This window comes from Actinoplanes sp. NPDC049681, from assembly GCF_044465265.1.
In the GTDB taxonomy this organism is placed as follows: domain Bacteria; phylum Actinomycetota; class Actinomycetes; order Mycobacteriales; family Micromonosporaceae; genus Actinoplanes.
Genome location: NZ_JBITLP010000013.1, coordinates 1 through 22,275 on the forward strand (window position 1 = coordinate 1; position 22,275 = coordinate 22,275).

The following is a 22,275-nucleotide window of genomic DNA, read 5'->3' on the forward strand; positions in this document are numbered from 1 at the left end:
GCCCGCTGCACCGCCCCCGCCACCACCGACTTGGGCATCTCCTTCAACCAGGCCATGTACTCCACGAACTCCCGCACCGTGAACCGCGGATAGAACCCGAACTGCTGCGGCAGATACCCCAACCCCCGGCGCACCCGCCGCAAATCGGCACGGCCATCGACGTCCTCACCCAGCAACGACAACCGCCCACCAGCCGGCTTGATCACCGTCGCCAGCGCACGCATCAGCGTCGTCTTACCCGCACCATTGGGCCCCAGCAGACCATGCACACCCGTACCCAACGCCAGATCCAAACCATCCACAGCCAGATGCCGACCCGCGCGAACCCGCAAGCCCTCGGTGTGCACTGCCCACGGATGCGTGGTCGGGGCCGTCTCGGTGTCCAAAGTTCGTTTCACATCCAGCAAGACGACGACTTGATCGCCTGCGGTTCCGCGGGCGGAGTGACCTGGATCACAGTCGCAGGAATTCGAGCACGCGCGAGGTCAGCAACGCCGCCGCCTGCGGGTCGTACGACGGAAGGCTGCTGTCCGCGAAGAGATGCTTGTCCCCCGGATACAGGTACAGGGAAGCTCCAGGCAGCTCGCGCGCTGCGTCGAGGTCTCCTGAAGCGGCGAATTCGGGGTCGGCGTCCATGCCGTGGACCTGCACCGGCACGCCTTCCGGCCACGGTACGCCGAACTCCGCGGGCGGGACGCAGGCATGGAAGAGCAGTGCCCCCTTCGCCCCGGGGCGCGTCTGGGCCAGCAGCTGAGCCGGCAACACTCCGAGGGAGAAGCCGGCGTACACCAGCTCGTGCGGCAGGTCGGTCGCTGCGGCCGCACCCCGGTCGATGATGGTGGAAAAGCCGGTCTGCCGTGCGTGATCGACGCCCTCGGCGAGCGACGGGAAAGTCCGGCCCGCGTAGAGGTCGGGGACGTGGACCGTGTGGCCCGCCTGCCGCAGCGTCTCGGCGAAATCCTGGACGCCCGGGGTCAGCCCCTGCGCGTGGTGGAAGAGCAGCACGTCAGCCATGGTCCGATGATGCCGCAGCGAGCCGCCGCACTATTGCCGACCCTTAGTTCGAGGTGCAAAATAAGTGATCGTCGATACCTCGAGGAGGCTCTGTGAGGCGTTCCCTGACCGCGGCCCTGGCGGTCCTGACCACGGCCGCCACCGTGCTCAGCCCCGTCGGACCCGCCGCGGCGACCCATCGCGGTCAACCCGTCACCGGGACGTATTCCGCCGGGGCTGCCAAGGCGTGGCAGCCGCTCCCCACCACGTACGTCGGCAGCGACGCCGGCGCCCCCACCGACGCAACCGTCGTCGTGGACCCGAGCCAGGTCCGGCAGCGGTACGCCGGCATCGGCTTCTCCATCGACGAGACCAGCGTCTCCAACCTGTGGAAGCTCACCCCGGCCAAGCGCGAGGAGGCCGTCCGCCTGCTCGTCGACCCACGGTCGGGGGCCGGCCTCGACCGGTTCCGGCTCACCATCGGCAGCCCCGACCTGATCGAGCACCTGCCGTTCTGGTCGTACGACGAGCTTCCCGCCGGGGTGACCGAGGACTTCGGACTCCAGCATTTCTCGATCAAGCGCGACATCGACCTGCACATCGTCGACACCGTCAAGCTGATCCAGCGCTACAACCCGCGGGCCACCTTCTTCGCCTCCGCGTGGAGCGCCCCGGCGTGGATGAAGACGAACAACAAGTTCACCGGCGAGGTGGCGCTGCTGCCCGGCAGCACGACCGCTTACTACCAGGCCGGGAAGCTGCGGGACGACTGCATCGACGTCTTCGCCCGGTACTACGTGAAGTACCTGCAGGCGTACGCCCGGAAGGGCATCCGGATCGACGCCCTGACCCTGCTGAACGAGCCGGGCATGGACGTGGTCTACCCGGCCATGGACATCAGCGTCGCCCAGCAGCAGAAGCTCGCCGTCGCGATCAAGCGGGAGCTGGCCGCCGCCCGGCTGCGGACCTCCCTCTACGTGCACGACTTCAACTTCTGGGACTGGCGCGACCCGAACAGCACGGCGACCAAGAACTACTATCGGATCTTCGACGACCCGAAGGCGCTCGCGGCGGCGGACGGCATCGCGTTCCATCCGTACTGGGGTGATCCGGCCGTCATGCGGCAGGCGTACGAGCAGTACGGCAAGCCCGTGCACATGACCGAGACCAGCGATCTCAACCCCGCGACCATCCTGTCGTTCTTCCGGCTGGACGCGAGCTCCTACATCATGTGGGCGCAGACCACCGACCAGGACGGCGGCACGCTGCACTGGACCGACAAGCGGGACAACAATGTGGACTGGGAAGAGATCGGCCGCACCACCAAGTGGCCGAACCGCCTGGTCAAGGTCAACACCGAGACGCGGGATTTCACGGTACGCGAAGAGCTGTACGCGATGGGTCAGTTCGCCCGCTACCTGACCCCGCGGCACGTCCGGGTCGAGTCCAGCGCGACCTCCGCCGGGGTGAGCAACGTCGTCTACCGCGACGGTGACGACTACGTGGCGATCCTCGGCAACACCAACACCAACGATTCCACGGTACGGGTGGTGCTCGCCGGGCGGTCGTTCGTCGTGAAGGTGCCGGCCGGCTCGTATGCCACGTACCGTTGGAAGGCCCATGTCCCGCCCAAGCGCAACCATGCCCCGGTCCTGCGGCCGGTCGCGGACGTGACCGCCGACCAGTACGGCACCGCCCAGGTGCGGCTGACCGCCACCGACCGGGACGGCGACCGGCTCGCCTACTATGCCGTCGACCTGCCCGAGGGCGTCACCGTTGACGCGGCGACCGGTCTGGTGACGCTGCACCCGACGACCGCAGGGACGCAGGACCTCACGTTCTCCGTCACGGACGGGCGGGCTCGCGACGAGGTGACGGTGCACGTCACGGTGGTGCCGCGCGGCGCGCCGGTCGGGGTGAAGGTCGAGGCCGAGGCCTACACCGGGCAGCACGGCTGGACCGACGGCGGGCCGAACTTCATCGAGACCAACCCCTCGGCCAGCGGCGGCCGCAACGTCGGCTGGACCGCGCCCGGCAACTGGCTCACCTACCGGGTCGACGTCGCCGCGGCCGGCACCTACGACCTGGAGCTGCGGGTGGCCAACGGGACCGGAGCGGTCGCCACGGACGCGGTGTCCTTCCGGGACGCGGCCGGCGCGGTCCTGGCCAGGGTGTCGGTCCCGGATACCGGAGGCTGGGGCACCTATCAGTCGGTGCACACGACGGTCGATCTGGCCGCGGGCGACCAGCTCGTGACCGTCTACTGCGAGACCGGTGGGTTCAACCTCGACTACCTCCGGCTGTCCGACTAGACGCAGGCGATGCAGGTGCTGTTCGGGTCGTCCGGCGGCGGCGTGGTCACCGCGACGACCACGCGGTCGGGAGTGCCGCCGGACGACCGGGCAGTGCCTGCGTACGCCCCGAGGGCGAGCACGAGGGCGGCGAGGACGGCGAACAGGGCCAGGAACAACCGGGAAGACATCAGGACTCCGGATCGGGAATGTCGGGATCGTACGAGAGGGAGGGTGGCGCGACGACTCGCAACGAGCCGAGCGCCAGCCCCAGCTGGAACCGGTTCTCCACGCCGAGACGGTCCATGAGGTTACGCAGGATGCCGGTGACCGAGCGAGCGCTTATCCGCATGCGCTCGGCGGCGGTGTGGTCGGTGTGCCCGGCGGCGAGCAGGGTGATCAGGCCACGCTCCCGTTCGGACAGCACGATCGGCGCGACGGTGCGCTGCTGGGTGATCGCGGCGGCGCTCCAGTGCCGGTCGAAGAGCCCGGCCAGCGCCTGCACCACCGGGGCCCGGCAGACCTCGAGGTAGCCACGCTCCAGATCCTGCGGATCGGCCGGGAACAGCGCGATCCGCCGGTCGATGAGCAGCAGCTTGAGCGGCACCTCCGTGGCCTCCCGGCGCTGGAAGGTGGTGCCGTTGACGAGGTGCCCGCTGACGTCGAGCGGGTCGCCGTCGGCCGGCGGCATGGCCAGGACGCGCAGGTGGACGCCACGCTCGTACATCTGCAGGTCCAACGGCGCGGCGGCCCGGGCGGAGGTCGCGTCGATGACCTGCTCGTTGCTCATCGAGATGACCTCGCGGAGCGGGCCACCGAGCACCTCGACCAGGCGCTCGCGGGTCTGCTCGCGGCTCGGGAGATAGCGCATGCCGTCGGCGAACGTGCCGGCCAGGCCGGGGAAGGAACCCAGGGGAAGGGCGGCACCGATGCCGGAACTGCGCAGCGCGTGCACCACGCCGTGGTGCGACTTCGCCTTGGTCTGCCCGTCCACCAGCCTCAGCCGCCGCGACCGCAGCATCGAGACGACCGCCGCCGGCCGCCGGGCGGTCCAGATGCGGGTCGTCGTACGACTGTCGTCGGTGGACACCGCGGCGCCCGATTCCCGCAGCTCGGCGAGCGCCGCGGCCGTACGCCGCCCGGGCAGGCCCAGCTCGACGGTCAGGGTGCGCTCGGTGCGCGGACCGAAGGTCACGAGGGTGCGGAAGACGAGGTCGGCGTCGCTGGACAGTCCCCAACGGACCAGGGAGGGTACGGCGGCGCCGAGGGGAACGGGAGAGCTCGTCACTCCATCGATTCTCATCTACGACGTCAATCGTCGCTTCCGACGGACGGACTTGGAACGTTGGCCTTGCGGAGGAAGCCGAGCGCGAGCCCGAGTTGGAAGCGGTTGTCGACCCCCAACCGGTCCATGAGGCTCCGCAGAATGTTCGTGACGGACCGCGCGCTGATGCCGAGCTGTGCGGCCGCCGAGATGTCGGTGTGCCCCTGGGCGAGCAGGGCCACCAGCTCACGTTCGCGGTCGGACAGGGTGATCTTCGGCAAAGCGGCTGCTCCGTTCGGGTGTCCTCATCTCGGCCGCATGCAACCACAGCCCCGCGCCGGCGGTCCAGAGCTGCCGGATTTGCGGCTTGCCATTGCGCAAAACCGCACCGGCCCGCTTCCGTATCCCGCAATTTCCCGGCCGCGCAGCGGCCGCCCGTTGACCGACCGGGCAGTCCCTCAGCAATCTGGCAGCGCACGGGACGAGCCGACCGCTCGCCGACGCGCCCGGCGGTCCGGGCCCGCGCCTCGCCGCCACGGGCACGGGGCAGGACACGCCGGCAGGGCCGGCTCCGACGTTCAGACGGGGGACGTCGGAACCGGTCCGCCCGTTTTCCTCGTTCCTGCCCATGATCATGGCTGTCTGGTGCGTAATGGTGGTGATGAAGAAGATTCTCGTGCTCCTCGCCGTCCTGATCGTCCCGTTCTCTGCCGCCCCGCCGGCCCGGGCCACGCCCCGCGCACCGGTGTCGCCGGCGTCGACGACACCGCCGTACCACGTGGTGCGGCCGGGCGAGACCATCAAGAAGATCGCCGCGGTGTACGACATCACCCCCGCCCAGCTGCGCGCCTGGAACGGCATCGTGAAGCCCCATCAGCCCAGCGTCGACGGCGTCCTGCACCTGGCGAAGCCACCGACGCTCCTCACCGGCTGGCACACCCGGATCGAACGGGTCACCCCGGCCGCGGTCAACTGGGACCCGAAGAAGAAGTGCCCCGTGCTACCGGCCGACCTCCGCAAGGTCTGGGTCACCTACATCGACTTCTACGGCGCCGCCCGCAGCGGCAGCATCGTGGTCCACAAGGCGATCGCCCAGCGGGTCCAGCGCGCGTTCCTGAGCCTCTACCGGATGCGATTCCGGATCATGGGTATGAGCCCGATGTCGCTGAACGCGCCGTGGATCACCGACATGAGCACCGTGACCTCGGGCTACAGCTGCCGGAAGGTGGCCGGGAGCAAGACGCTGTCGCAGCACGCGTACGGGCTCGCCATCGACGTCAACCCGGTGCAGAACCCGATGATCAGGGGCTCCTACATCGACCCGCGCTCCGGCGTGGACTTCTTGGCGCGAGCCCCGTACCGGCGCGGAATGATGCATGCGGCCGGCGCCGTTCGCGCGTTCACGGCGAACGGCCTCTCCTGGGGCGGACGCTGGCGCACGTTGAAGGACTACATGCACTTCAGCCTGAACGACCGCTGACGACCTGCGCATATGAAGATCAGCTTCCCTTCTGGGCCGTCGCTGGGCCGTCGGTTGCGTCGGAGCCGCCAAACAGCGCGTCCAGCGCCGTTCGAGCGCGCCCAGGGCTGTCGGGCATCAGGTGGGCGTACACGCGGAGCGTGAAGGCAGGATTGGCGTGGCCCAGCCACTCGGCGACGGCCTTGATGCTCTCGCCCGCGTGCAGCAGCGCCGAGGCGTAGAAATGGCGTAGCGCGTGCAGGCCATTAGCCCGCGTCCGCTGGATACCGGCACCCTTGAGCGCCGGGTGCCAGGAAGTGGCGGCGAATCCGCTCTGAGCAGAGGCTTCCGGTGGGTCGTCGTGAACAACAGCGGGACAGTCACCAACTGTCCTCGGCGCGGGTCCTCCCACGGCACCGTCACGCTCACGGCAGCGAACTCCGCGAGATGCGCTTGCGCGACTCGGGCGACTGACTCCGGTAGCGGCACTCGGGCGGCATAGGCGACGAGGTCCGTCGGCTCGACTTGGAACGTCACGACTGGCTCCCCGCGTAGACGGCGTAGGCGCCACCGAACAGCAGGACCAATCCGGCGATCCCATACACCAACGTCTTGGGCCACAGCCGGCCGATCTGCACGGAGTCCGTCGTCCTGTGCAGCTGCACGACGAAGTAGGCGGCCGGCACAAAGGCGCAACCCGGCAGCACAGCTAGGACGGCATTGAGCGGTGAGATCGAGGCACCCCGGGCCGCGCCGCTTACCAGGGAGACCAGGACGACCACCCAGCAGAGGGTCAAGAACAACACCAGCTTCCCGACCCATCGCCGGAACTCGATCGCTGTCTGCGTCACTCCGCGTCCGCCCATCCCCGCCTGGCCCGACCGTAGCAAACGCACCACCCGAAGGTGCCCGGCGCAACCCGATGCCGTCGATGCAACCGTCGCTGGACTTGTACGTCGCAGTGGCGACACGGCGAGCACGTCCCGGCCCTGTCGGATTGGCTACCCCATGCCTGGCTTCCGCTTCTCAATGACGGACGTTAGCGTCGGTCTATGGCCCGCAGGTCTTCGAAGGTTGCCGGGCGGGCGGTTGGTGGCTTCGTACTAGCCATCTTGGCCGTGCTCTTCTGGATCTCCGACCAGCGTCGTCTTGCGATCTTCGTCGCGCTCGCCCTGTTCGTGCCGTACCTAACTTTCATCGCCCCGTTCAAGTGTGGCGGCTACACGCGCCAGCGGCAGGCATGCCGCAACATCGGCCTCGGCCTGTTGATCGGGTGCTATCGCCATCGGTTCGATCGGCTCGGGCGGGTCTTCGGCCACGACCGCGATCGGAGGGCGGCCCGTTACCGGTACCCAGACAAGTCCGTCCGGGCGACCGCATCGCCAGGGCTCCCCCGCAGGCAGCCGTCAGGGGAACCGAGCCGGCCCCGAGGCTTCGACATCCTTTCGCTGGCGGTCAGCGTCAGCAGCATGATCGCAGGCTGGCTCGCGCTGTGGATTGGCCCAAGCTAGTGCTCTGACCGCGAACGTTGGCCGGGTGGGTGACACGCCGGTCGGCGTTCCCGGGTTCGCTGTGGTCGGGGTTCAGGCTGTGTGGATGGCAGATCCCGTTCGGGGCCGCCGGCCCAGCGATGAGGAAGGCCGGCGATTACAGCCGATCGTGCGGCGTGGGACCGGGTCACCCATCCGGTTGCGGCGGGCGATGGTCATCATGGCGTCGGCCAGCGGGAACACCGTCCCGGCGATCGCCCGCCTCGTCCAGGGCGGTGAGGACGCGGTCCGCGCCTTGCCGCTTCGCTCCCGGCGCGCGGACTGGCGGCAGCTCGCACGGCATCGGCGCTTATGACGAAGCCCCGGTCATCCTGATCGGGATGACCGGGGCCGACGCCTGGACGTGCCACACGAAGCGGATCCCGGATCTTTCCTCAGCTACTTGCGGCTATTCGGGGGAAAGATCGCTCGAGCGATAGCCGGAAGGTCTCGCTGCGCCGCCCGGACGATCAGGACGAGGCCCAAGACCAGCTTGACGACTTCGCGTCGTCCGAGGACGAGGCCGGAGACGATCGCGAAGGAGAAGGCCCAGCCAGTCGGGATGTTGGACGCCTGCACACGGCAGCGATTCGGGCAATGCGGCAAGGTCAGCGCATTCCGCCGCTTGGTTCGAAATGAACTACAACGGCAAGCTTGCCGCTCGAGCGTTGGCGAGCCGGAGCCGGAGTGATTTCTGGGCCATCTCTGGGCCCTCCGGGCCGTCGTCGGGCCGTCGAACACCCACCAACATCGACCAGTACGCTCAGCACCCTCACCAGGGATATGACCAAGCGGTGACCTTGAACATGCACTTCAGCCTGAACGACCGCTGAGCGATCAGCGCGGCTCCAGGAGGGCCACCATGAAGTCGGAGTCCTCGGTGTACGGGCGCAGGTCCCAGGTTCCGAGCAGCACGCCGGGCGCCAGACCCGCACTCGCGGCGTCGGCGAGGAAGTCGGCGAAGGCGTAGCCGCGGTCCGCGCCGAAACCGATCACGACCCGGCCGCCCAGGCTCAGGTGGCCGCGCAGCCGGCGGAGGATCTCGACGCGGGTGCTCGGCGCCACGAACGTCATGACGTTGCCGGCGGACACGATCAGGTCGAAGCGCTCCGGCAGGTCCAGCTCGGACAGGTCGCCCACGAGCCAACGGGGGCCGGGGTGGTCCTCCCGGGCGGCCGCGATCAGCTCCGGGTCGAGGTCGACGCCGGTGACGTCGTGACCGGCGGCCGCCAGATAGCCGCCCACGCGGCCGGTGCCGCAGCCCGCGTCGAGGATCCGGGAACCGCGCGGCACCATCGCGTCGATCAGACGGGCCTCGCCGGCCAGGTCGGCGCCCTCCGCCGCCATGGTCCGGAACCGCTCGATGTACCAGCGCGAGTGGCCCGGGTTCTCGGCGATCTTCTGCAGCCAGAGGTTCTCCACGTCTCGCACCTTGCCAGATGCGGGCAGGCCCGGCCCCGCGAAGGACCGGGCCTGTGACGCAGGTCGTCACCAGTTGCGGTAGTTGTCCTGCGACTGGGCGTTGAACTCGTCCGTACGGGCCCGGCGCGCCGGGTTGGTCCGGACGTCCTTCAGCTCCAGCACGTCGACGCCCTTGCTGATGTCGTTGGAGTAGATGAAGCCGTTGTACCAGTACGCCGACCAGGAGCCGCCGAGCACGAACTGGGTGGCCGAGATCGGGCCGCGCTCCCAGTACGCGATCTCCTTGGGGTTGCGGGAGTCGGTGAAGTCCCAGACCGAGACGCCGCCCTGGTACCACGCCTGCACCATGATGTCGCGGCCCGGCACCGGGACGAGCGAGCCGTTGTGGGCCACGCAGTTCTCGGTGTCGGTGTTGGTCCGCGGGATCTTGAAGTAGCTGCGGAACTCCAGCTTGCGATCGGCGCCGCGGCCCACGATGTCGTAGATCGCGTCGGCGCCGCGGTGGGGTCCGATCTCCGGGTTGCAGGTCGCCATGCCGCCACCGCCGAGCTCGTCGGTGAAGACGACCTTGGTGGCGTTGTTGTTGAACGTCGCCGAGTGCCAGAAGGCGAAGTTCTCGGTGTCGCGGACCGTGGTGATCACCCGCGGTGCCGAGCGGACCGAGATGTCCATGAGCACGCCGTCACCCATGCAGGCGCCCGCGGCGATGTCCTTCTCCGGGTACGCGGTGATGTCGTGGCACCCGGTCGTCGGGGCCTGGTTCGCGGGCCCGCCCGGGTTCCCGCCGTCCGGGAACAGCACCGGCGTGGCGACGACCGCAGCGGCGGCCGGGTCGCTCCGGGGCACCCGTACGATCGAGATCTTGTCGTGCGGCAGCGCGCAGTTCGGCTGGTCGGCACCGGCCAGGTTGTACGACGACACGTAGATGTAGACCGAGTCGTCGCCCGCCTTTCCGGGCACCAGCGTCTGTGTGTGCGAGCCGCACGTCGTCTTGACCGACTTCACGTACCGCGGCGTCACCGGGTCGCTGATGTCGAAGACCTTGATGCCTTCCCAGCGGTCGCCGGGTGCCGTGCTCGTCGACGCGGCGTTGTCGCACGAGTCGTTCGTACGCTGGGAGTCCGTACCGAGGAAGAGCAGGTTGCCGCTGACCGAGACGTCGTTCTGCGATCCCGGACAGAGCACCTGGGCCGCGACGGCGGGCGCCTTGGGGTCGGCGATGTCGTAGACGGTGAAGCCGTTGTAGTTGCCGCCGAACGCGTACCTGCCCTGGAAGGCCCAGTCGGTGTTGGTCGAGGTGGCGAACGGGCCCGTCTTCGGCAGGTAGGCGACCTGGTTGATGTTCGGCGTGCTGGCGACCTCGTCGACGCCGGGCGGCGTACCCGGGTCGGCCGGGGCCTGCGCCGCGCCGCTGGACGGCGCGGCGAGCAAGCCGGCGACGACTGCAGCCGCGCTCAGGCCCGCCAGGCGCTTGAGCTGCCGCCCTCGTGGGGCAGAGTGCTTCATGAAGCTCCTTCCGGCTGTCGACGCACCGAGGGGCATGATGTGGTCACGGTCGGTGCGCATTGACGTTCGTCGCTACAGTAGTGCTCCGGCACTGACCCGGGGAAGCTTGTTCGCGTGGCCGAGAGGACCCGATGAGCCGCCAGAGGACATTGACGCTGATCACTGCCGCCGCGGTGGTGCTGGGCGCGGGCGGCGCCGCCGTGGCCGCACGCTCCGGCGACGACAGGTCGGCTGCCGCTCCGCGCGCCGCGGCAAGTTCCGTGCCGCCGCAACGCGTCGTCCTTCCGGGCAAGCCGGGCGACCCGGCGGTGGTGACGGATTCCGACGAGGTCCGGGCGCCGGACGGCGCCACGTTCAACTCGATCGACACCGCCTTCGTCCAGATGATGATCGTCCACCACGGACAGGCGATCGAGATGGCCGGGCTCGCGGCCGGCCGGGCCGGCGATCCCCGGCTGAGGGCGCTGGCGAGCCGCATCGGCGCCGCTCAGGCGCCCGAGGTGACCTGGATGCGGGCCTGGCTGCGCGACCGCAGGCTGCCGGCGAGCGATCCGGCGCACGACCACCGCACCATGCCCGGCATGCAGTCCGACGCCGACATGGCGGTGCTCGCCGGGCTCACCGGCGCGGCCTTCGACCGCAAGTTCGTCACCATGATGAGCGCCCACCACCGGGGGGCCATCCAGATGGCCGGCGACGTCGTGGGCGGCGGAAGCGATCAACAGCTGCGCGAGATGGCCAACGAGATGGCGGTCGAGCAGGGCAGTGAGATCCGCCGCATGGAACAGCTGCGACTTCCGTGAGGACGGGGTTGCATCGATCACGATCCTCCGTACGGGAGGTGCGCGGGGCTGATGTTCCTGGATAGGTTGTCCGGTGTGGATGTGCGGGGGGTGCTGCGGCGTACGCGGCTGCCGCTCGTCGCCTCGCTCTTCCTCGCGCTGCTCGGCGGGGCAGCCGTCACCGCCGCGCCCGTGGAGCCGGCGCCCGTCTCGGTGACCGCCACCGTCGCGGCCGCCGAGATCACCCCCGCGCCGGCCTCCGAGCCGCCGTCGTTCCTGCTCGCCACGGCCCCGGCCGCCGGTCCGGCCGTCGCCCTTGATGCCGCGGTCCCCCTCGCCGCGACGGCCCCGATCACCCTCCTGGCCGGCCAGGTCAGCGGCTTCGCCACCGGGTCGCGGGCACCTCCCACCACCGCCTGATCGCACGGCAGTTCCCCGGCCCCCCGCGGGCGGATCGGGGCCGATCGATTACCGGTGCTCGTTGGTGGAAAAGGGATGGGACATGGAACACGCGCTTGAGCTCCTCGTCGGCGAGAGCGGCGGCCGGGCGGCCGCCATCTGGCTGGCGCTGATCGTGCTGGCCGTCGTCGCCCTCGGCGGACTCGCACTTCCCCGGGGTGTCCGCCGGCCACGGCAGATCACCGCCTGGCTGCAGCAGTCCGCCGCGCAGAAACGCGCCGAGCTGCAGCAGCGGGCCGCGGAGGCGCAGGAGACGATCCGGTACGCCGAGGAGATCGCCGTGGCGGCCCGGGGTGCCGCCGCCACCGCGGAACGCCGCCGCGAGGAATGCCAGCAGGCGCAGTCCCTGGTGGAGCACGCATGGCAGGCGTGGCAGGACGCGGACGCGGCGCTGGAGCGGGCACGCCGGGCCGCCGCGTACGCGACACCCGAGCCGGCCGGGGACGACGGCGGCGAGCGGGTGCAGGCGTTGCGCCGGGCCGCTCAGGCCGCCCACCGTCGCGGCGACCTCTCCGACACCCAGCTCCTGGACGCGCTGACCTACCGCAACGGCTGGGACCCGACGCTGCACCCCGTCGAGCAGGAGCTTGTGCTCGCGCGGGCGGCGGCCGACCATCGCTTCGCCGAGTACCAGAAGGCGCTGGACGCCGAGGACGCCGCCTGGAAGGCCGCCGACGTGGCGACCGCAGCGGTACGCACCCTGCGCAACGAGGTGATGGCCGCTCAGGCGGTGGCGGAAGCCGCCCGGCGTGCCCTGCCGGACGCCGCCCGGGCCGTGCTCGACCGAGCGGAGCGGGACAAGGTCGTGCTGAGCCCTCCCGCGGTGGCCGCCGCCGTGGAGGCAGGGCTCGGACTGGGACAGATCGCGAGCGGGGCGGAAACCACACAGGCCGTGGTCACGCAGGCGCTTCCGGTCCCGGCGGCCGCCGCCGACGCGACCCAGGAGGTGCGGTCCGGCCGGCGCGAGCTGCCGGCCTGGGCGCAGCCGACCGGCGGGCGTCCACGGATCGCCGGGGCGCGCTGACCACCATGCGGATCGCCCTGGTCACCTCGCGCGGCTTCCCCGACCCGCTCTGGCGGGACACCGACAGCCCGCTGGTGGCCGGCGAGCTGCGCGCCCGCGGAGCGACGCCCGAGATCGTCACCTGGGACGGCGGCGAGCGGGTCGAGTGGGCCGGCTACGACGCGGTGGTGCTGCAATCGCCGTGGAGCATGTGGACCGACCTGTCCGCCTTCGACCAGTGGCTGTGGGCGCGCGAACTGGACGGCACCCGCCTGCTCAACCCGCTCGACGCGATCGCGCTGGGATCGAACAAGAGGTATCTTTCGCGGCTCGGCGAGGCGGGCGTACCGATCGTGCCCACCACGCTGGTCGAGAAGCCGGATCCCGACACCCTGCGTGACCTTTTCCGGACGGTGGACCCGGCGCGGCCCACGGTGGTCGCCAAGCCGATCGCGTCCGGCGGCACTCTCGGCGCGCGCGAGTTCGCCGCGGACGAGCTGCCCGCCCTCGCCGCCTACCTGCGGGAGCTCGGCACCGCGATCGTCCAGCCGTACGTGGCGGCCATCGACACGCACCGGGAACTGGGCGTGGTCACCCTCGACGGCGCCATCTCGCACGCCGTCACCAAGGCGGCCATCCTGCGGCCGGGCGACCGGGCGCGGGCGTTCCACCCGGACCCGCAGCCCTATCCCGGCTTCACCGCCCAGCAGGAGCGGGTGATCCGGCAGACGTACGCCGAGCTGCGCGGCCTGCTGGTCAACGAGCCGCTGTCGGTACGCCTGGACTTCATCATCGACCCGGCGTCCCCCTCCGGCCTGCTGCTCCTGGAGGCGGAGCTGGTGGCGCCGGTGAAGTTCTTCCCGCACTTCCCGGACCAGTGCGGCCACTACGCCGAGGCGATCATCGCCCGCGCCGCCGCCTAGAGAGTCACCCACGACCCGGATTCCACCGAGGTGCTCATCGCGTCGAGCGCTTCGGCGCTGCGTACGGCGTCGGTGAGGGTCGCACCGGAGGGACGGCCCTGCGCGATCGACCGCAGGAAGTGCCACGCCTCGATCACCTTGAGGTCGTCGTATCCCATGGCGGTGCCAGCGCCCGGTTGGAAGGCCGCGAACTCGCCGTGCCCCGGTCCGACGTGGACCGTACTCATCGGCTGGTCCTGGTAGTCGCCGCCCGAGCCGACCGTCAGCTCCCCCATCCGCCGAAAATCCCAGGACACCGCGCCGCGGGTGCCGTGGATCTCGAAGCCGTAGTTGTTCTGGTCGCCGACCGCGACGCGGCTGGCCTCGAGCACCGCGCGCGCCCCGGACACCAGCCGCAGCTGCGCGGAGACGTAGTCCTCGTTCTCGACCGGGCCGAGCTCTCCGCCGGTGGCCCGGGTGTGCCCGGCGGTCGCTCCCGTCGGCCGGGCCCGCTCCGGCACGAAGACGGCCGTGTCGGCGACCAGCGAGCCGATCTCCCCGAGCAGGTGCCGCACCAGGTCCACGCCGTGCGCCGCCAGGTCGCCGAGCACCCCGCTGCCGCCGCGGGCCCGCTCGAAGCGCCAGCTCAGCGCGCCGTCCGGGTGGGCGGCATAGTCGCTGAACAGCCGGAACCTCGCGTGGGTGACCTCGCCGATCGCACCGGAGGCGATCAGCTCGCGGGCGGCGGCCACCGCGGGGGCGTTGCGGTAGTTGAACCCGACGGTGCCCTGCACCCCCGACGATCGGACCGCTTCGGCGACGGCGCGGGCGTCCGCGGAGGTGAGACCGACCGGCTTCTCGATCCAGATGTGCTTGCCCGCGCGCGCCAGCTCGACGCCCATCTCGCGGTGCAGGAAGTTGGGCGCGCCGATGCTGACCGCCTCGACGGCCGGGTCGGTGAGCAGGTCGCGCCAGTTCCGGGTCGGGCTTGTGAAGCCGTACCGGTCGGCGGCCTCCTCGGCGCGGCCGGGCACCTCGTCGGCCACGGCGACCAGCTGCGGGCGTACCGGAAGATCCGGGAAGTGGTGCAGCACCCGCAGGTAGGCCTGGGTGTGGACCCGGCCCATCCATCCGAATCCGGCGACGGCGACGCCCAGCGATCTCCTCATGGCCGCAGCGTAGGAGCGGCCGAGGCGGGCGGCCAAGGCCGCCCGTACCTCAAAAAGCCCTCATTCCCAGGTGGTGGGTGGCGGTGGCGGGACCACCGGCGGCCGGTCGTCGCACGAGATCACATTCGGAAGGTACGGCGCCAGCCACCCCCCGTCATTTCCCCCGAGATCCGTCAGGGCGAATTCCGAACCGGCCGGGGTGAAGTGGAAGGACCCGCAGTTGTTGACGCCGACGGCGCCGACGTGGCGCGCGTCCACGTTCTCGAAGGACGCCGAGCCCTCGGTGCGGGCGCTGACCACGGAGGTCCCCGTACCGTCGACCTGGATGTCCCGGAAAGCCACCCCGCGGATCGCGTAGCGGTCCTTCACGCTCCAGTCGCTGACCAGCATGATCGCGTTGTAGGTGGTGTCGAGGTAGTGGTCACCGGTCACCCGGATGTCCGCGTCGATCGTCCGGTCCAGGGCGTAGAACCAGATGGCGCCGAGGCCGATGGTCCAGTTCAGCTCGTACGTGCCCGCCCGTACCACGGTGTTGTCCTTGATCGTGAGCCGGCCGGCGAACGGCTCGGCGCCGAACCGGGAGCCCACGTGGATGCCGCTGCCTTCCCGGACCGGGTCCGCGACGAGATTGCCGGACACGGTGTTGTCCGTGCCGCCGTAGATCGCGATGCCGTTCGCGAGCGTCGGCGTCTGCACGGTGTTGTGGTCGAAGGTGTTGCCGGCGTCGGCGGTCTTCTCCGACCACATGGCCAGCCCGTCGTCGCCGGTGTTGCGCACGAAGTTGTTGCGCACGAGCGAGTCCGTGACGCCGGTGTGGAAGTTCAGTCCGTCGGCGATCTGGTCCACGATGACGTTGCCCTCGATCCGCAGGTGGCGCATCGGGCCGTCGAACCACATGCCGACCTTGGTGTGCCGGATGTGCAGCCGCTCCACCGACGAGTCGGTGAGCGCGCCACCGACGCCGTTGACCTGGTCGGTGTCGATGCGCTCGCGGACGTCGCCCTCGATCGCGAAGTCGCGCAGATGCACGTTGTGGCTGCCACCGTCGGCCGCGTCCCTGCCGTAGAAGCCGACGCCGGTGTGCGCTTCGCCGAGGGTGACCTGCCGCCCCTTGATGATCGTGTACCAGTTGCCGGCGCCCTCGATGGTCACGTCGTCCACGATGATGTGTCGGTCCACCCGGTAGGTCCCCGGCGGGATGTAGACCTTGAGGCGCGCCTTGCGGGCGAAAGCGATCGCCCGGTCCAGGGCGGCGGCTGAGTCGCGGCGTCCGGTCGGATCGGCGCCGAAGAGCAGCGCGTCGGCGGCGTGTGCGGTCACCTTGGGAGGCGCCACCAGCTCCGAGTCGAGCAGGTCGATGACCGTCCAGGCGGCGCCCGCGGATGCGGTGAGCCGTACGGTGTCGCCGGCCCCGTACGTCCGGCCCAGCAGCAGCCGTTGCTCGTCGTAGAAGTGCATGGGCCGGAACGGCTTCACGATCACCGGAGCGGGCGTCGTCGCGGCCGGTACGCAGCCGCACTCGGTGATCCACCAATCCGGATGCAGCAGGTCCGCACCGGGGTCGTTGGTGAACGGGTACTGGTTGTAGAGGTACGCGTACCGGGAGGTGAGCGTCATGGTGCGGCGCGCTGTGCCGTTGACGCTGACGCCCAGCGGTGCGGTGATCCCGCCACCGCCCGGCGCGTCCGGAAGGGCGTAGCGGACGGTGATCGCGTTCGCCGCGCGGGGCAGCGTGAACTCGACGTACTGGCCCGGCGTAAGCCGGACCGCCCTCCGGCCGGATGCCTCGGCGGGCAGCGTGTACGCGGTGCGGTCGGGACCGATGACCGAGCCGGTGAAGCGCGCGTTCTCCGCCTCCTGCTCGAGGAAGCCGACGGCCTCCCCACGCCCTGCCACCAGCGCCGGGTCGAGGGCGGACCGGGTCACGGGTACGGCGGGTGCGGCGCCGGCCGGTCCACCGGGGACGACGGCCGACCCGAGCCCGAGGAGGGCGGCGACCACCAGGCTTCTCGTTCGGCTCCTCGTTCGCGACATGCGGAGACCATAAGTGGCTGTTACGAAGTTCACAAGAGGCAGTCAGCAATTTTCGTATTCTCGTCGACTTCTTTCAGGGCAGAACGACGAGCTTGCCCGCCGCGCGGTTCGCCTCCATATCCGCGTGCGCCTGGGCGATCTGGTCCAGCCGGTACGTGCGGTCCAGCGGCACGACCGCCTCCCCCGCCGCCACGGCGTCCAGGAAGTCCTGCAGCACCACCTGCGGCAGATCGTCCGCATCCCCGCCGTACGCGGACAGCCGCACGCCACGCGGCAGGTAACCGATCGGATAGAAGTCCTTCACGATCCATTCGTTGGAGAGCATGCCGGAGAAGCAGACGACGCCGAGCTTCCGAACGGCACGCAGGGTGTCCGGCAGAGTAGGGACGCCGACCAGCTCCAGCGCGTTGTCCACCCCGTCCGGCACGATTTCCCGCACCCGCTCGGCCACCGCGCCGTCGTCGATCAGCACGTGATCCACGCCGATGCCCTTGAGCGCCGGCGCCTTGGCCTCGTTCCGAGTGGTCGACAGGACGGTGATGCCGAGGCGCTTCGCCAGCACCGCCGCGGTCATCCCGACCGACGACGTGCCGCCGCGGATCAGCAGCGTCTGCCCGGGCCGCACGTCGAGACCCTCGGTCAGCGAGCCGTACGCGGTCTGCAACGTCTCGGGCACCGCCCCCAGCACGGCCCAGTCGAGGTCACTGCGGAACGGGATCACCTGGCCGGCGGGGACACAGGTGTACTGCGCGTACCCGCCGTCGAAGGTGCGGCCCATGCCGCCCATCATCGCCACGACCTGCTGACCCGGCTCGAACTCGCCGCCTGGCGCGGCGGCCACCACGCCGGTTGCCTCGATGCCCGGCACCCGCGGGAACGTAACACCCTCGGCCAGCCCCAGCCGGGTGTGCAGCTCGGAGCGGTTGAGCCCGAACGCCTTCACCCGGATCAGCACCTGGCCCGGCGCGGGGACGGGAATCGGCAGCCGACGCAGCTGCAGGGCTTCGGGCGGGCCGGGCGCTTCCAACACGATGGCTTCCATAGAAGTAGTTTCCATGGAATCAATCTAGCTCAGGATGTAACGTCCGCGCCCCAGCCGCTTCGCCTCGTACATGGCGGCGTCCGCGACCCGCAGCAGGCCCTCGTCGCCGATCGTGGTGCGCGCCGCGATCCCGATGCTGGCGCCGACGGTGAGGTGGTGGCCCTCGTAGGACACCGGCCAGGAGACGTCGTTGATCAGGCGCTCCGCCAGCCGGGCCGCCTCCTCGGCGGATACCCCCGGGCAGAGCAGCACGAACTCGTCCCCGCCGAGCCGCGCCACGAGGTCCTGTTCGCGGACCGCGGCCGAGAGCCGGCCGGCGACCGTACGCAGGACCGCGTCGCCCGCCTCGTGGCCGTACCGGTCGTTGATCTGCTTGAAGCCGTCCAGGTCCAGGTAGAGCACCGCGACCGGCTCGTCCGGCGCCGGCACCGCCCGGGCCAGCCGGTCGCCGAGCACCGAACGATTGGCCAGGCCCGTCAAGGGGTCGCAGCGGGCCTGGTACGCGAGCTGCGCCTGCGCCCGTTCCTGCTCGCGGACCGCCGCGGTGAAGCGCACGATCACCAGCAACGCGCAGGCCGCCGAGGCGACCACAGCGGTGATCTTGTCGTCGGCCACCAGCGTGAGCAGCGGGGCGGTCATCAGCGCCACGGCGAGGAAGAAGATCCGGGCCGGGTGCAGGGTGCCGGCCTCGGTGCCCGCCCGGGCGAGCTCACCCCGGGCCGGGTGCAGCGCGGCGGCCACGACCAGCGCGTTGCCGAAGAGCGTCGCGGCGCCGAGCCGGCCGTAGAGCTGACTGTCGACGAGGTACGGGAGGACATTCCACCCGAGATCCATGGCGAGGAACCAGACGGCGCCGGCGAGCACGAGCCGGGTGGGCGCCGTGCGGATCCCGGGCGACAGGGCGACGACCAGTGCGCCGCTGAGCAGCACCACATCGGCGAACGGGTAGAGCAGCGGCACCGCGGACTCGGCCAGGGTGAAGCCCTCGGTCAGCGGCTTCATGATGAACTGCCAGCTCACCGCCCCGGCGGCCACGGTCAGGGTGAGGGCGTCGACGACCGCACCCCGCAACCGGCCGGGAGCCCGGCTCCGGGCGATCAGCGCGAGCGCGATGGCGAGCAGCGGGTAGCCGCCCAACCAGAAGGCGTCGGCCAGCCCCACGTCCGGGGTGCTGCCGAAGAAGTGCACCTCGAACAGCTCGTACGCGTCCCCGACGAACCACAGCGTCATCCCGGTGGCGATGAGCAGCCACGGCGTACGGCCGCCGCCCCGGGGCCACCGGAACGCCGACCACCAGGCGAGCGAGCACAGCACGGTGTACGCGACGACGTGAAGAACCTCGCCGGGCACCGCGTAGTAGTACACCGCCTCGACGAGGGTGACGACGAACATCACCACGAGGAAGAGTCGTACGCCGGTCCGGGACACGCCACCCCATCGGACCGCCCACGCCGCACTTGAGCCGTTGTGGGCTGCGTCAATGCGCCGGCCGGCGCTCCAGGTGCCCGGCGAACCACTCCCCGGCCTGCTCCGCCACCTGGTCCCCGCCGCCGGGGACGATCCGCAGCTCGACGGCCACCGTCATGGTCGCGCACGCCTGGCGATCGAGCTCGAGCCCCTCGCCGTCGCGCTCGCCCACCAAAAAGAGGGTCGGGGCGGCCACCTCGATCAGGGCCGGACCGGCGAGGTCGGGGCGGCCGCCGTGGCACACCACCGCGCGTACCGGATCGGGCCGGGCCGCCGCCGCGAGCAGGACCGCCGCCGCGCCGGCGCCCGCGCCGAAGAGCCCGACCTCCAGGTCCGCGGTCGGGCCGTATTCGCCCAGCCAGTCCACGACCCCCGCCAGCCGGTCGGCCGGGTCCTCCCCGGCGCCCAGGTCCACCGGGACCGTGCCCAGGCCGCGCCGGTTCAGCGCCTCGGCGACCAGGCGGGAGCCGCTCCCCCGAACGACGGCCACCACACCGGTCGCGCCGGCCGGAAGCTCGAGATCCGCGGCAGTCATTAGGGCCACTCTTCGCGCTTGCCCTGGACTACGGGAGCCAAACGGCCGGGCGTCACTCGGACGCCCGGCCGCGGCCGGTTGTGCTCCTCGGCTGCGCTCCTTGGCCGCTGCCTTTGCGGCGCCGCCGTCATGACCCGGTTGTCACGCTGCCACCGAGCACCGTGAACGGTCAGACGTAGGTCCGGCCCGCGTTGCGCTTCAGCGCGTCCTCCCAGCCGGCGATCTCCGAGGGGTCGCGGTCGGCCACGCCGACGTAGTCCGCGGAGGGCCGGATGATCTTGCCCAGGCGCTTCTGCTCGAGGATGTGGCTGGCCCAGCCCGCCGTCCGGGCGCAGGTGAACATCGAGGTGAACATGGGCGCGGGCACCTCGGCGAAGTCGAGGATGATGGCCGCCCAGAACTCGACGTTGGTCTCGAGCACCCGGTCGGGCTTGCGCTCGCGCAGCTCGGTGAGGGCCGCGTCCTCCAGCGCCTTCGCCACCTCGTAGCGGGGCGCACCCAGCTCCTTGGCGGTGGCACGCAGCAGCCGGGCGCGCGGGTCCTCCGCGCGGTAGATCGCGTGGCCGAAGCCCATGAGCCGCTGGCCGCTGTCGAGCACCTGCTTCACGTAGCCGCGGGCGTCCCCGGACCGCTCGACCGCCTCCACCATGTGCAGGGCCCGCGAGGGCGCGCCGCCGTGCAGCGGGCCGGACATCGCGCCGACCGCCGCGGACATGGCCGCCGGCACGTCGGCGCCGGTGCTCGCGACGACCCGCGCGGTGAAGGTGGAGGCATTCATGCCGTGCTCGGCGGCGGAGATCCAGTAGCGGTCGATCGCGCTGACGTGCTTCGGATCGGGCTCGCCACGCCAGCGGATCATGAATCGCTCGACGATGCTGGAGGCCTCGTCGACCCGCCGCTCGGGCACGGCGGGGAGCTCCGTGCCGCGCGCGCCCTGGGCCACGAGCGAGAGCAGCGTGGCCGAGGTCCGGGCCAGGTCGACGCGGGCCTGCGCGTCGTCGATGTCGATCAGCGGGCGGGCGTTCCAGGCCGGGGCCGCGGTCGCGATGGCCGCCTGGGCGTCGGCCCGGATATCGCCCGAACGCAGGGCCAGCGGATAGGGCTCCTCGGGGCGCAGCGGGGAACCGAAGTCCCCGTCGACGAGCAGCCCCCAGACGTCGGCGAAGGACACCTTGCCGACGAGCTTTTCGATGTCGATGCCGCGGTAGCGCAGGGACCCGCCGTCGCGGTCGGGTTCCGCGATCTCGGTGTCGAAGGCGACTACGCCGGCGAGGCCAGGGGGAACGGTCAGCATGGTGACTCCCGGTGAACGCATCGGTGAAGCTCGAATCTTACGGCTGGTCAGGCCGTTCGTTCGTGGGGAAAATGTCACACCGTGTGAGCCAGCCAGGCGCGCCCGCCGCCGAGAAGCAGCAGGTCCGTCCCGGCACCGGCCACCGCGACCGGCGGCGCCGGCGTCGGGACCTCGTGCCAGGCGCGGCCGTCCCGCGTCGACCACACCCGGTCGGCGGCCGCCACCAGGTGCCCGTCCCAGACCGTCAGCGAGCGAAGGCCGGCCGGGGTGGCCGTACCGAAATCGCCGAGATCGGTCCACGACCCGGACCGCCACCGCCAGGCACCGAACCTCTCGCCGCGCTGCCCGGCCGCTATGACGTCGCCCCCGAGGACGGTGACGCGCTGAGCCTCGACACCGTCCAGGCGCGCTTCGGTCCACCGGATGCCGTCGGTGGACTCCCATCCCGCGGCCGGTCCGCCGACCAGCAGGTACCGGTCGGCCAGGACCACACCGTCGCGAGCCAGCGAGCCCTTCTCCCCGATCTCGTGCCGGGTGAATCGGGCGCCGTCGGCGGAGACCCAGGCGGCGGGGCCGCTCGTACGATTGCCCACGATGAGGAAACCCGTCGGCCCGCCCGTGATCCGGCCGGCGTCCACGGCCTCGTCACCGCCGTACAGCTCGAAGGGAGCGGAGACCTCGGCCAGGGCGCCGTCTTTGCGCTGAATCCAACTGCTGGTGCGCGGATTACCGTGGGCGCCGCCGCTCTGCGCGCCCAACGCGGCGATCCGGCCCCCGGCGCAGGCGACCGAGTAGAGCACGTTGCGGGGACCGTAGTAGCTGCCGGGCTGCGGCACGATCCGCATGCTGCGCCAGGCCCGGCCGTCGGAGCTCTCCCACGCGGCCGGGCTCGGATCCGCGCCGGACGGCTGGAGCTCTCCGGACGGCTGAGGCGCGCCCGACGGCTGGAGCTCTCCGGACGGCTGAGGCGCGCCCGACGATCCGAGCGCGCCGACGATGTACCAGTGGTCGGCGCAGTGCACGGCGTCGCGCAGGACGACCGGCTGCGTGGCCGGGAGGGTGATCTCCTCCCATCGCGGCCCGGACGTCGTGCAGCCTGCGAGCGCGAGCACGGCAGCCAGAAC

Annotated in this window: 23 protein-coding genes and 1 pseudogene; 8 read left to right on the forward strand and 16 right to left on the reverse strand. The window is 70.9% G+C overall.

Annotation, left to right across the window (positions count from 1 at the left end):
• A partial coding sequence (locus ACIBO8_RS36240) for an ATP-binding cassette domain-containing protein (protein WP_396120133.1) occupies window positions 1-398 on the reverse strand: 398 nt, incomplete at its 3' end.
• A 55-nt stretch (window positions 399-453) separates the two neighbouring features.
• The gene (locus ACIBO8_RS36245) at window positions 454-1,014 is read right to left on the reverse strand and encodes a dienelactone hydrolase family protein (RefSeq protein WP_396120049.1); all 561 of its coding nucleotides are present in this window, start codon (window positions 1,012-1,014) and stop codon (window positions 454-456) included.
• Window positions 1,015-1,106: 92 nt separating this feature from the next.
• On the opposite strand from ACIBO8_RS36245, the gene ACIBO8_RS36250 reads away from it, so the two are divergent.
• Window positions 1,107-3,305, forward strand: coding sequence for a carbohydrate-binding protein (locus ACIBO8_RS36250; RefSeq protein WP_396120050.1), 2,199 nt, complete (start codon window positions 1,107-1,109; stop codon window positions 3,303-3,305).
• Here the strand turns inward: ACIBO8_RS36250 and ACIBO8_RS36255 are convergent.
• Genes ACIBO8_RS36255 through ACIBO8_RS36265 form a run of 3 tightly spaced genes read right to left on the reverse strand, consistent with a single transcriptional unit; the run spans window position 3,302 to window position 4,829 of the window.
• Entirely contained in the window at window positions 3,302-3,475 is a 174-nt protein-coding gene (locus tag ACIBO8_RS36255) for a hypothetical protein (RefSeq protein ID WP_396120051.1), read from the reverse strand. The genes ACIBO8_RS36250 and ACIBO8_RS36255 overlap by 4 nt on opposite strands.
• A complete protein-coding gene (locus ACIBO8_RS36260; RefSeq protein ID WP_396120052.1) occupies window positions 3,475-4,572 on the reverse strand; it encodes a LuxR C-terminal-related transcriptional regulator in 1,098 nt (365 codons plus the stop codon). Before ACIBO8_RS36260 ends, ACIBO8_RS36255 begins: the two co-directional genes overlap by 1 nt.
• 23 nt (window positions 4,573-4,595) lie before the next feature.
• The gene (locus ACIBO8_RS36265; protein ID WP_396120053.1) at window positions 4,596-4,829 is read right to left on the reverse strand and encodes a helix-turn-helix transcriptional regulator; all 234 of its coding nucleotides are present in this window, start codon (window positions 4,827-4,829) and stop codon (window positions 4,596-4,598) included.
• Window positions 4,830-5,209: 380 nt separating this feature from the next.
• Between ACIBO8_RS36265 and ACIBO8_RS36270 the strand changes: the two genes are divergently transcribed.
• Window positions 5,210-6,028, forward strand: a complete 819-nt coding sequence (locus ACIBO8_RS36270; protein WP_396120054.1) for a M15 family metallopeptidase — start codon at window positions 5,210-5,212, stop codon at window positions 6,026-6,028.
• 19 nt (window positions 6,029-6,047) lie between these two features.
• Here the strand turns inward: ACIBO8_RS36270 and ACIBO8_RS36275 are convergent, their stop codons facing one another.
• Both ACIBO8_RS36275 and ACIBO8_RS36280 read right to left on the reverse strand, forming a co-directional pair.
• Window positions 6,048-6,608: a tyrosine-type recombinase/integrase gene (locus tag ACIBO8_RS36275; RefSeq protein WP_396120055.1), complete on the reverse strand. Its 561-nt coding sequence runs from the start codon at window positions 6,606-6,608 to the stop codon at window positions 6,048-6,050.
• Window positions 6,541-6,858 (reverse strand): hypothetical protein, encoded by a 318-nt coding sequence (locus ACIBO8_RS36280; protein WP_396120056.1) that lies wholly within the window; start codon window positions 6,856-6,858, stop codon window positions 6,541-6,543. The genes ACIBO8_RS36275 and ACIBO8_RS36280 overlap by 68 nt, the downstream gene beginning before the upstream one ends.
• Window positions 6,859-7,125: 267 nt before the next feature.
• Between ACIBO8_RS36280 and ACIBO8_RS36285 the strand changes: the two genes are divergently transcribed.
• Together ACIBO8_RS36285 and ACIBO8_RS36290 are read left to right on the forward strand one after the other, a co-directional pair.
• Complete coding sequence (locus ACIBO8_RS36285; RefSeq protein WP_396120057.1) at window positions 7,126-7,518, forward strand: hypothetical protein; 393 nt, start codon at window positions 7,126-7,128, stop codon at window positions 7,516-7,518.
• Window positions 7,519-7,603: 85 nt separating this feature from the next.
• Window positions 7,604-7,789 (forward strand): annotated as a pseudogene (locus ACIBO8_RS36290) (IS630 family transposase); the annotation flags it as partial.
• A gap of 584 nt (window positions 7,790-8,373) precedes the next feature.
• Here ACIBO8_RS36290 and ACIBO8_RS36295 read toward each other — a convergent pair.
• Entirely contained in the window at window positions 8,374-8,883 is a 510-nt protein-coding gene (locus ACIBO8_RS36295; protein ID WP_396120134.1) for a class I SAM-dependent methyltransferase, read from the reverse strand.
• A gap of 141 nt (window positions 8,884-9,024) precedes the next feature.
• On the reverse strand, window positions 9,025-10,464 hold the full coding sequence (locus tag ACIBO8_RS36300; RefSeq protein ID WP_396120058.1) for an LVIVD repeat-containing protein: 1,440 nt from the start codon (window positions 10,462-10,464) through the stop codon (window positions 9,025-9,027).
• Window positions 10,465-10,595: 131 nt separating this feature from the next.
• Here ACIBO8_RS36300 and ACIBO8_RS36305 point away from each other — a divergent pair, with 131 nt between their 5' ends.
• The 4 genes from ACIBO8_RS36305 to ACIBO8_RS36320 all read left to right on the forward strand — a co-directional run bounded on the left by ACIBO8_RS36305 (window position 10,596) and on the right by ACIBO8_RS36320 (window position 13,631).
• Complete coding sequence (locus ACIBO8_RS36305; protein ID WP_396120059.1) at window positions 10,596-11,267, forward strand: DUF305 domain-containing protein; 672 nt, start codon at window positions 10,596-10,598, stop codon at window positions 11,265-11,267.
• Window positions 11,268-11,342: 75 nt separating this feature from the next.
• Window positions 11,343-11,666 carry a hypothetical protein gene (locus ACIBO8_RS36310; RefSeq protein WP_396120060.1) on the forward strand — a complete coding sequence of 108 codons (324 nt, stop codon included), beginning with the start codon at window positions 11,343-11,345 and terminating at the stop codon, window positions 11,664-11,666.
• A gap of 82 nt (window positions 11,667-11,748) precedes the next feature.
• The gene (locus tag ACIBO8_RS36315) at window positions 11,749-12,729 is read left to right on the forward strand and encodes a hypothetical protein (RefSeq protein ID WP_396120061.1); all 981 of its coding nucleotides are present in this window, start codon (window positions 11,749-11,751) and stop codon (window positions 12,727-12,729) included.
• 5 nt (window positions 12,730-12,734) lie between these two features.
• Window positions 12,735-13,631, forward strand: a complete 897-nt coding sequence (locus ACIBO8_RS36320; protein ID WP_396120062.1) for a RimK family alpha-L-glutamate ligase — start codon at window positions 12,735-12,737, stop codon at window positions 13,629-13,631.
• On the opposite strand, the gene ACIBO8_RS36325 is transcribed toward ACIBO8_RS36320, so the two are convergent.
• From ACIBO8_RS36325 to ACIBO8_RS36355, 7 genes are all read right to left on the reverse strand, one after another.
• Window positions 13,628-14,779 carry a Gfo/Idh/MocA family protein gene (locus ACIBO8_RS36325; RefSeq protein WP_396120064.1) on the reverse strand — a complete coding sequence of 384 codons (1,152 nt, stop codon included), beginning with the start codon at window positions 14,777-14,779 and terminating at the stop codon, window positions 13,628-13,630. The genes ACIBO8_RS36320 and ACIBO8_RS36325 overlap by 4 nt on opposite strands.
• 60 nt (window positions 14,780-14,839) lie before the next feature.
• Window positions 14,840-16,813, reverse strand: coding sequence for a glycosyl hydrolase family 28-related protein (locus ACIBO8_RS36330; protein ID WP_396120065.1), 1,974 nt, complete (start codon window positions 16,811-16,813; stop codon window positions 14,840-14,842).
• Window positions 16,814-16,886: 73 nt separating this feature from the next.
• Window positions 16,887-17,855 carry a zinc-binding alcohol dehydrogenase family protein gene (locus ACIBO8_RS36335; RefSeq protein ID WP_396120066.1) on the reverse strand — a complete coding sequence of 323 codons (969 nt, stop codon included), beginning with the start codon at window positions 17,853-17,855 and terminating at the stop codon, window positions 16,887-16,889.
• 24 nt (window positions 17,856-17,879) lie between these two features.
• Complete coding sequence (locus ACIBO8_RS36340) at window positions 17,880-19,283, reverse strand: diguanylate cyclase domain-containing protein (protein WP_396120067.1); 1,404 nt, start codon at window positions 19,281-19,283, stop codon at window positions 17,880-17,882.
• Between the two features lie 49 nt (window positions 19,284-19,332).
• On the reverse strand, window positions 19,333-19,857 hold the full coding sequence (locus ACIBO8_RS36345) for a hydrolase (protein WP_396120068.1): 525 nt from the start codon (window positions 19,855-19,857) through the stop codon (window positions 19,333-19,335).
• Between the two features lie 169 nt (window positions 19,858-20,026).
• On the reverse strand, window positions 20,027-21,151 hold the full coding sequence (locus tag ACIBO8_RS36350) for a citrate synthase 2 (protein ID WP_396120070.1): 1,125 nt from the start codon (window positions 21,149-21,151) through the stop codon (window positions 20,027-20,029).
• Window positions 21,152-21,225: 74 nt separating this feature from the next.
• Entirely contained in the window at window positions 21,226-22,263 is a 1,038-nt protein-coding gene (locus ACIBO8_RS36355) for a hypothetical protein (RefSeq protein WP_396120071.1), read from the reverse strand.
• Window positions 22,264-22,275 lie beyond the last annotated feature (12 nt).

Coding starts and splice junctions, on each gene's coding strand:
- ACIBO8_RS36245 (WP_396120049.1), bottom strand. CDS start 1,014: ATGGCTGACGTGCTGCTCTTCCACCACGCGCAGGGGCTGACCCCGGGC.
- ACIBO8_RS36255 (WP_396120051.1), bottom strand. CDS start 3,475: ATGTCTTCCCGGTTGTTCCTGGCCCTGTTCGCCGTCCTCGCCGCCCTC.
- ACIBO8_RS36270 (WP_396120054.1), top strand. CDS start 5,210: ATGAAGAAGATTCTCGTGCTCCTCGCCGTCCTGATCGTCCCGTTCTCT.
- ACIBO8_RS36275 (WP_396120055.1), bottom strand. CDS start 6,608: ATGGGATCGCCGGATTGGTCCTGCTGTTCGGTGGCGCCTACGCCGTCT.
- ACIBO8_RS36295 (WP_396120134.1), bottom strand. CDS start 8,883: ATGGCGGCGGAGGGCGCCGACCTGGCCGGCGAGGCCCGTCTGATCGAC.
- ACIBO8_RS36300 (WP_396120058.1), bottom strand. CDS start 10,464: ATGAAGCACTCTGCCCCACGAGGGCGGCAGCTCAAGCGCCTGGCGGGC.
- ACIBO8_RS36305 (WP_396120059.1), top strand. CDS start 10,596: ATGAGCCGCCAGAGGACATTGACGCTGATCACTGCCGCCGCGGTGGTG.
- ACIBO8_RS36315 (WP_396120061.1), top strand. CDS start 11,749: ATGGAACACGCGCTTGAGCTCCTCGTCGGCGAGAGCGGCGGCCGGGCG.
- ACIBO8_RS36320 (WP_396120062.1), top strand. CDS start 12,735: ATGCGGATCGCCCTGGTCACCTCGCGCGGCTTCCCCGACCCGCTCTGG.
- ACIBO8_RS36325 (WP_396120064.1), bottom strand. CDS start 14,779: ATGAGGAGATCGCTGGGCGTCGCCGTCGCCGGATTCGGATGGATGGGC.
- ACIBO8_RS36330 (WP_396120065.1), bottom strand. CDS start 16,813: ATGTCGCGAACGAGGAGCCGAACGAGAAGCCTGGTGGTCGCCGCCCTC.
- ACIBO8_RS36335 (WP_396120066.1), bottom strand. CDS start 17,855: ATGGAAGCCATCGTGTTGGAAGCGCCCGGCCCGCCCGAAGCCCTGCAG.
- ACIBO8_RS36345 (WP_396120068.1), bottom strand. CDS start 19,857: ATGACTGCCGCGGATCTCGAGCTTCCGGCCGGCGCGACCGGTGTGGTG.
- ACIBO8_RS36350 (WP_396120070.1), bottom strand. CDS start 21,151: ATGCTGACCGTTCCCCCTGGCCTCGCCGGCGTAGTCGCCTTCGACACC.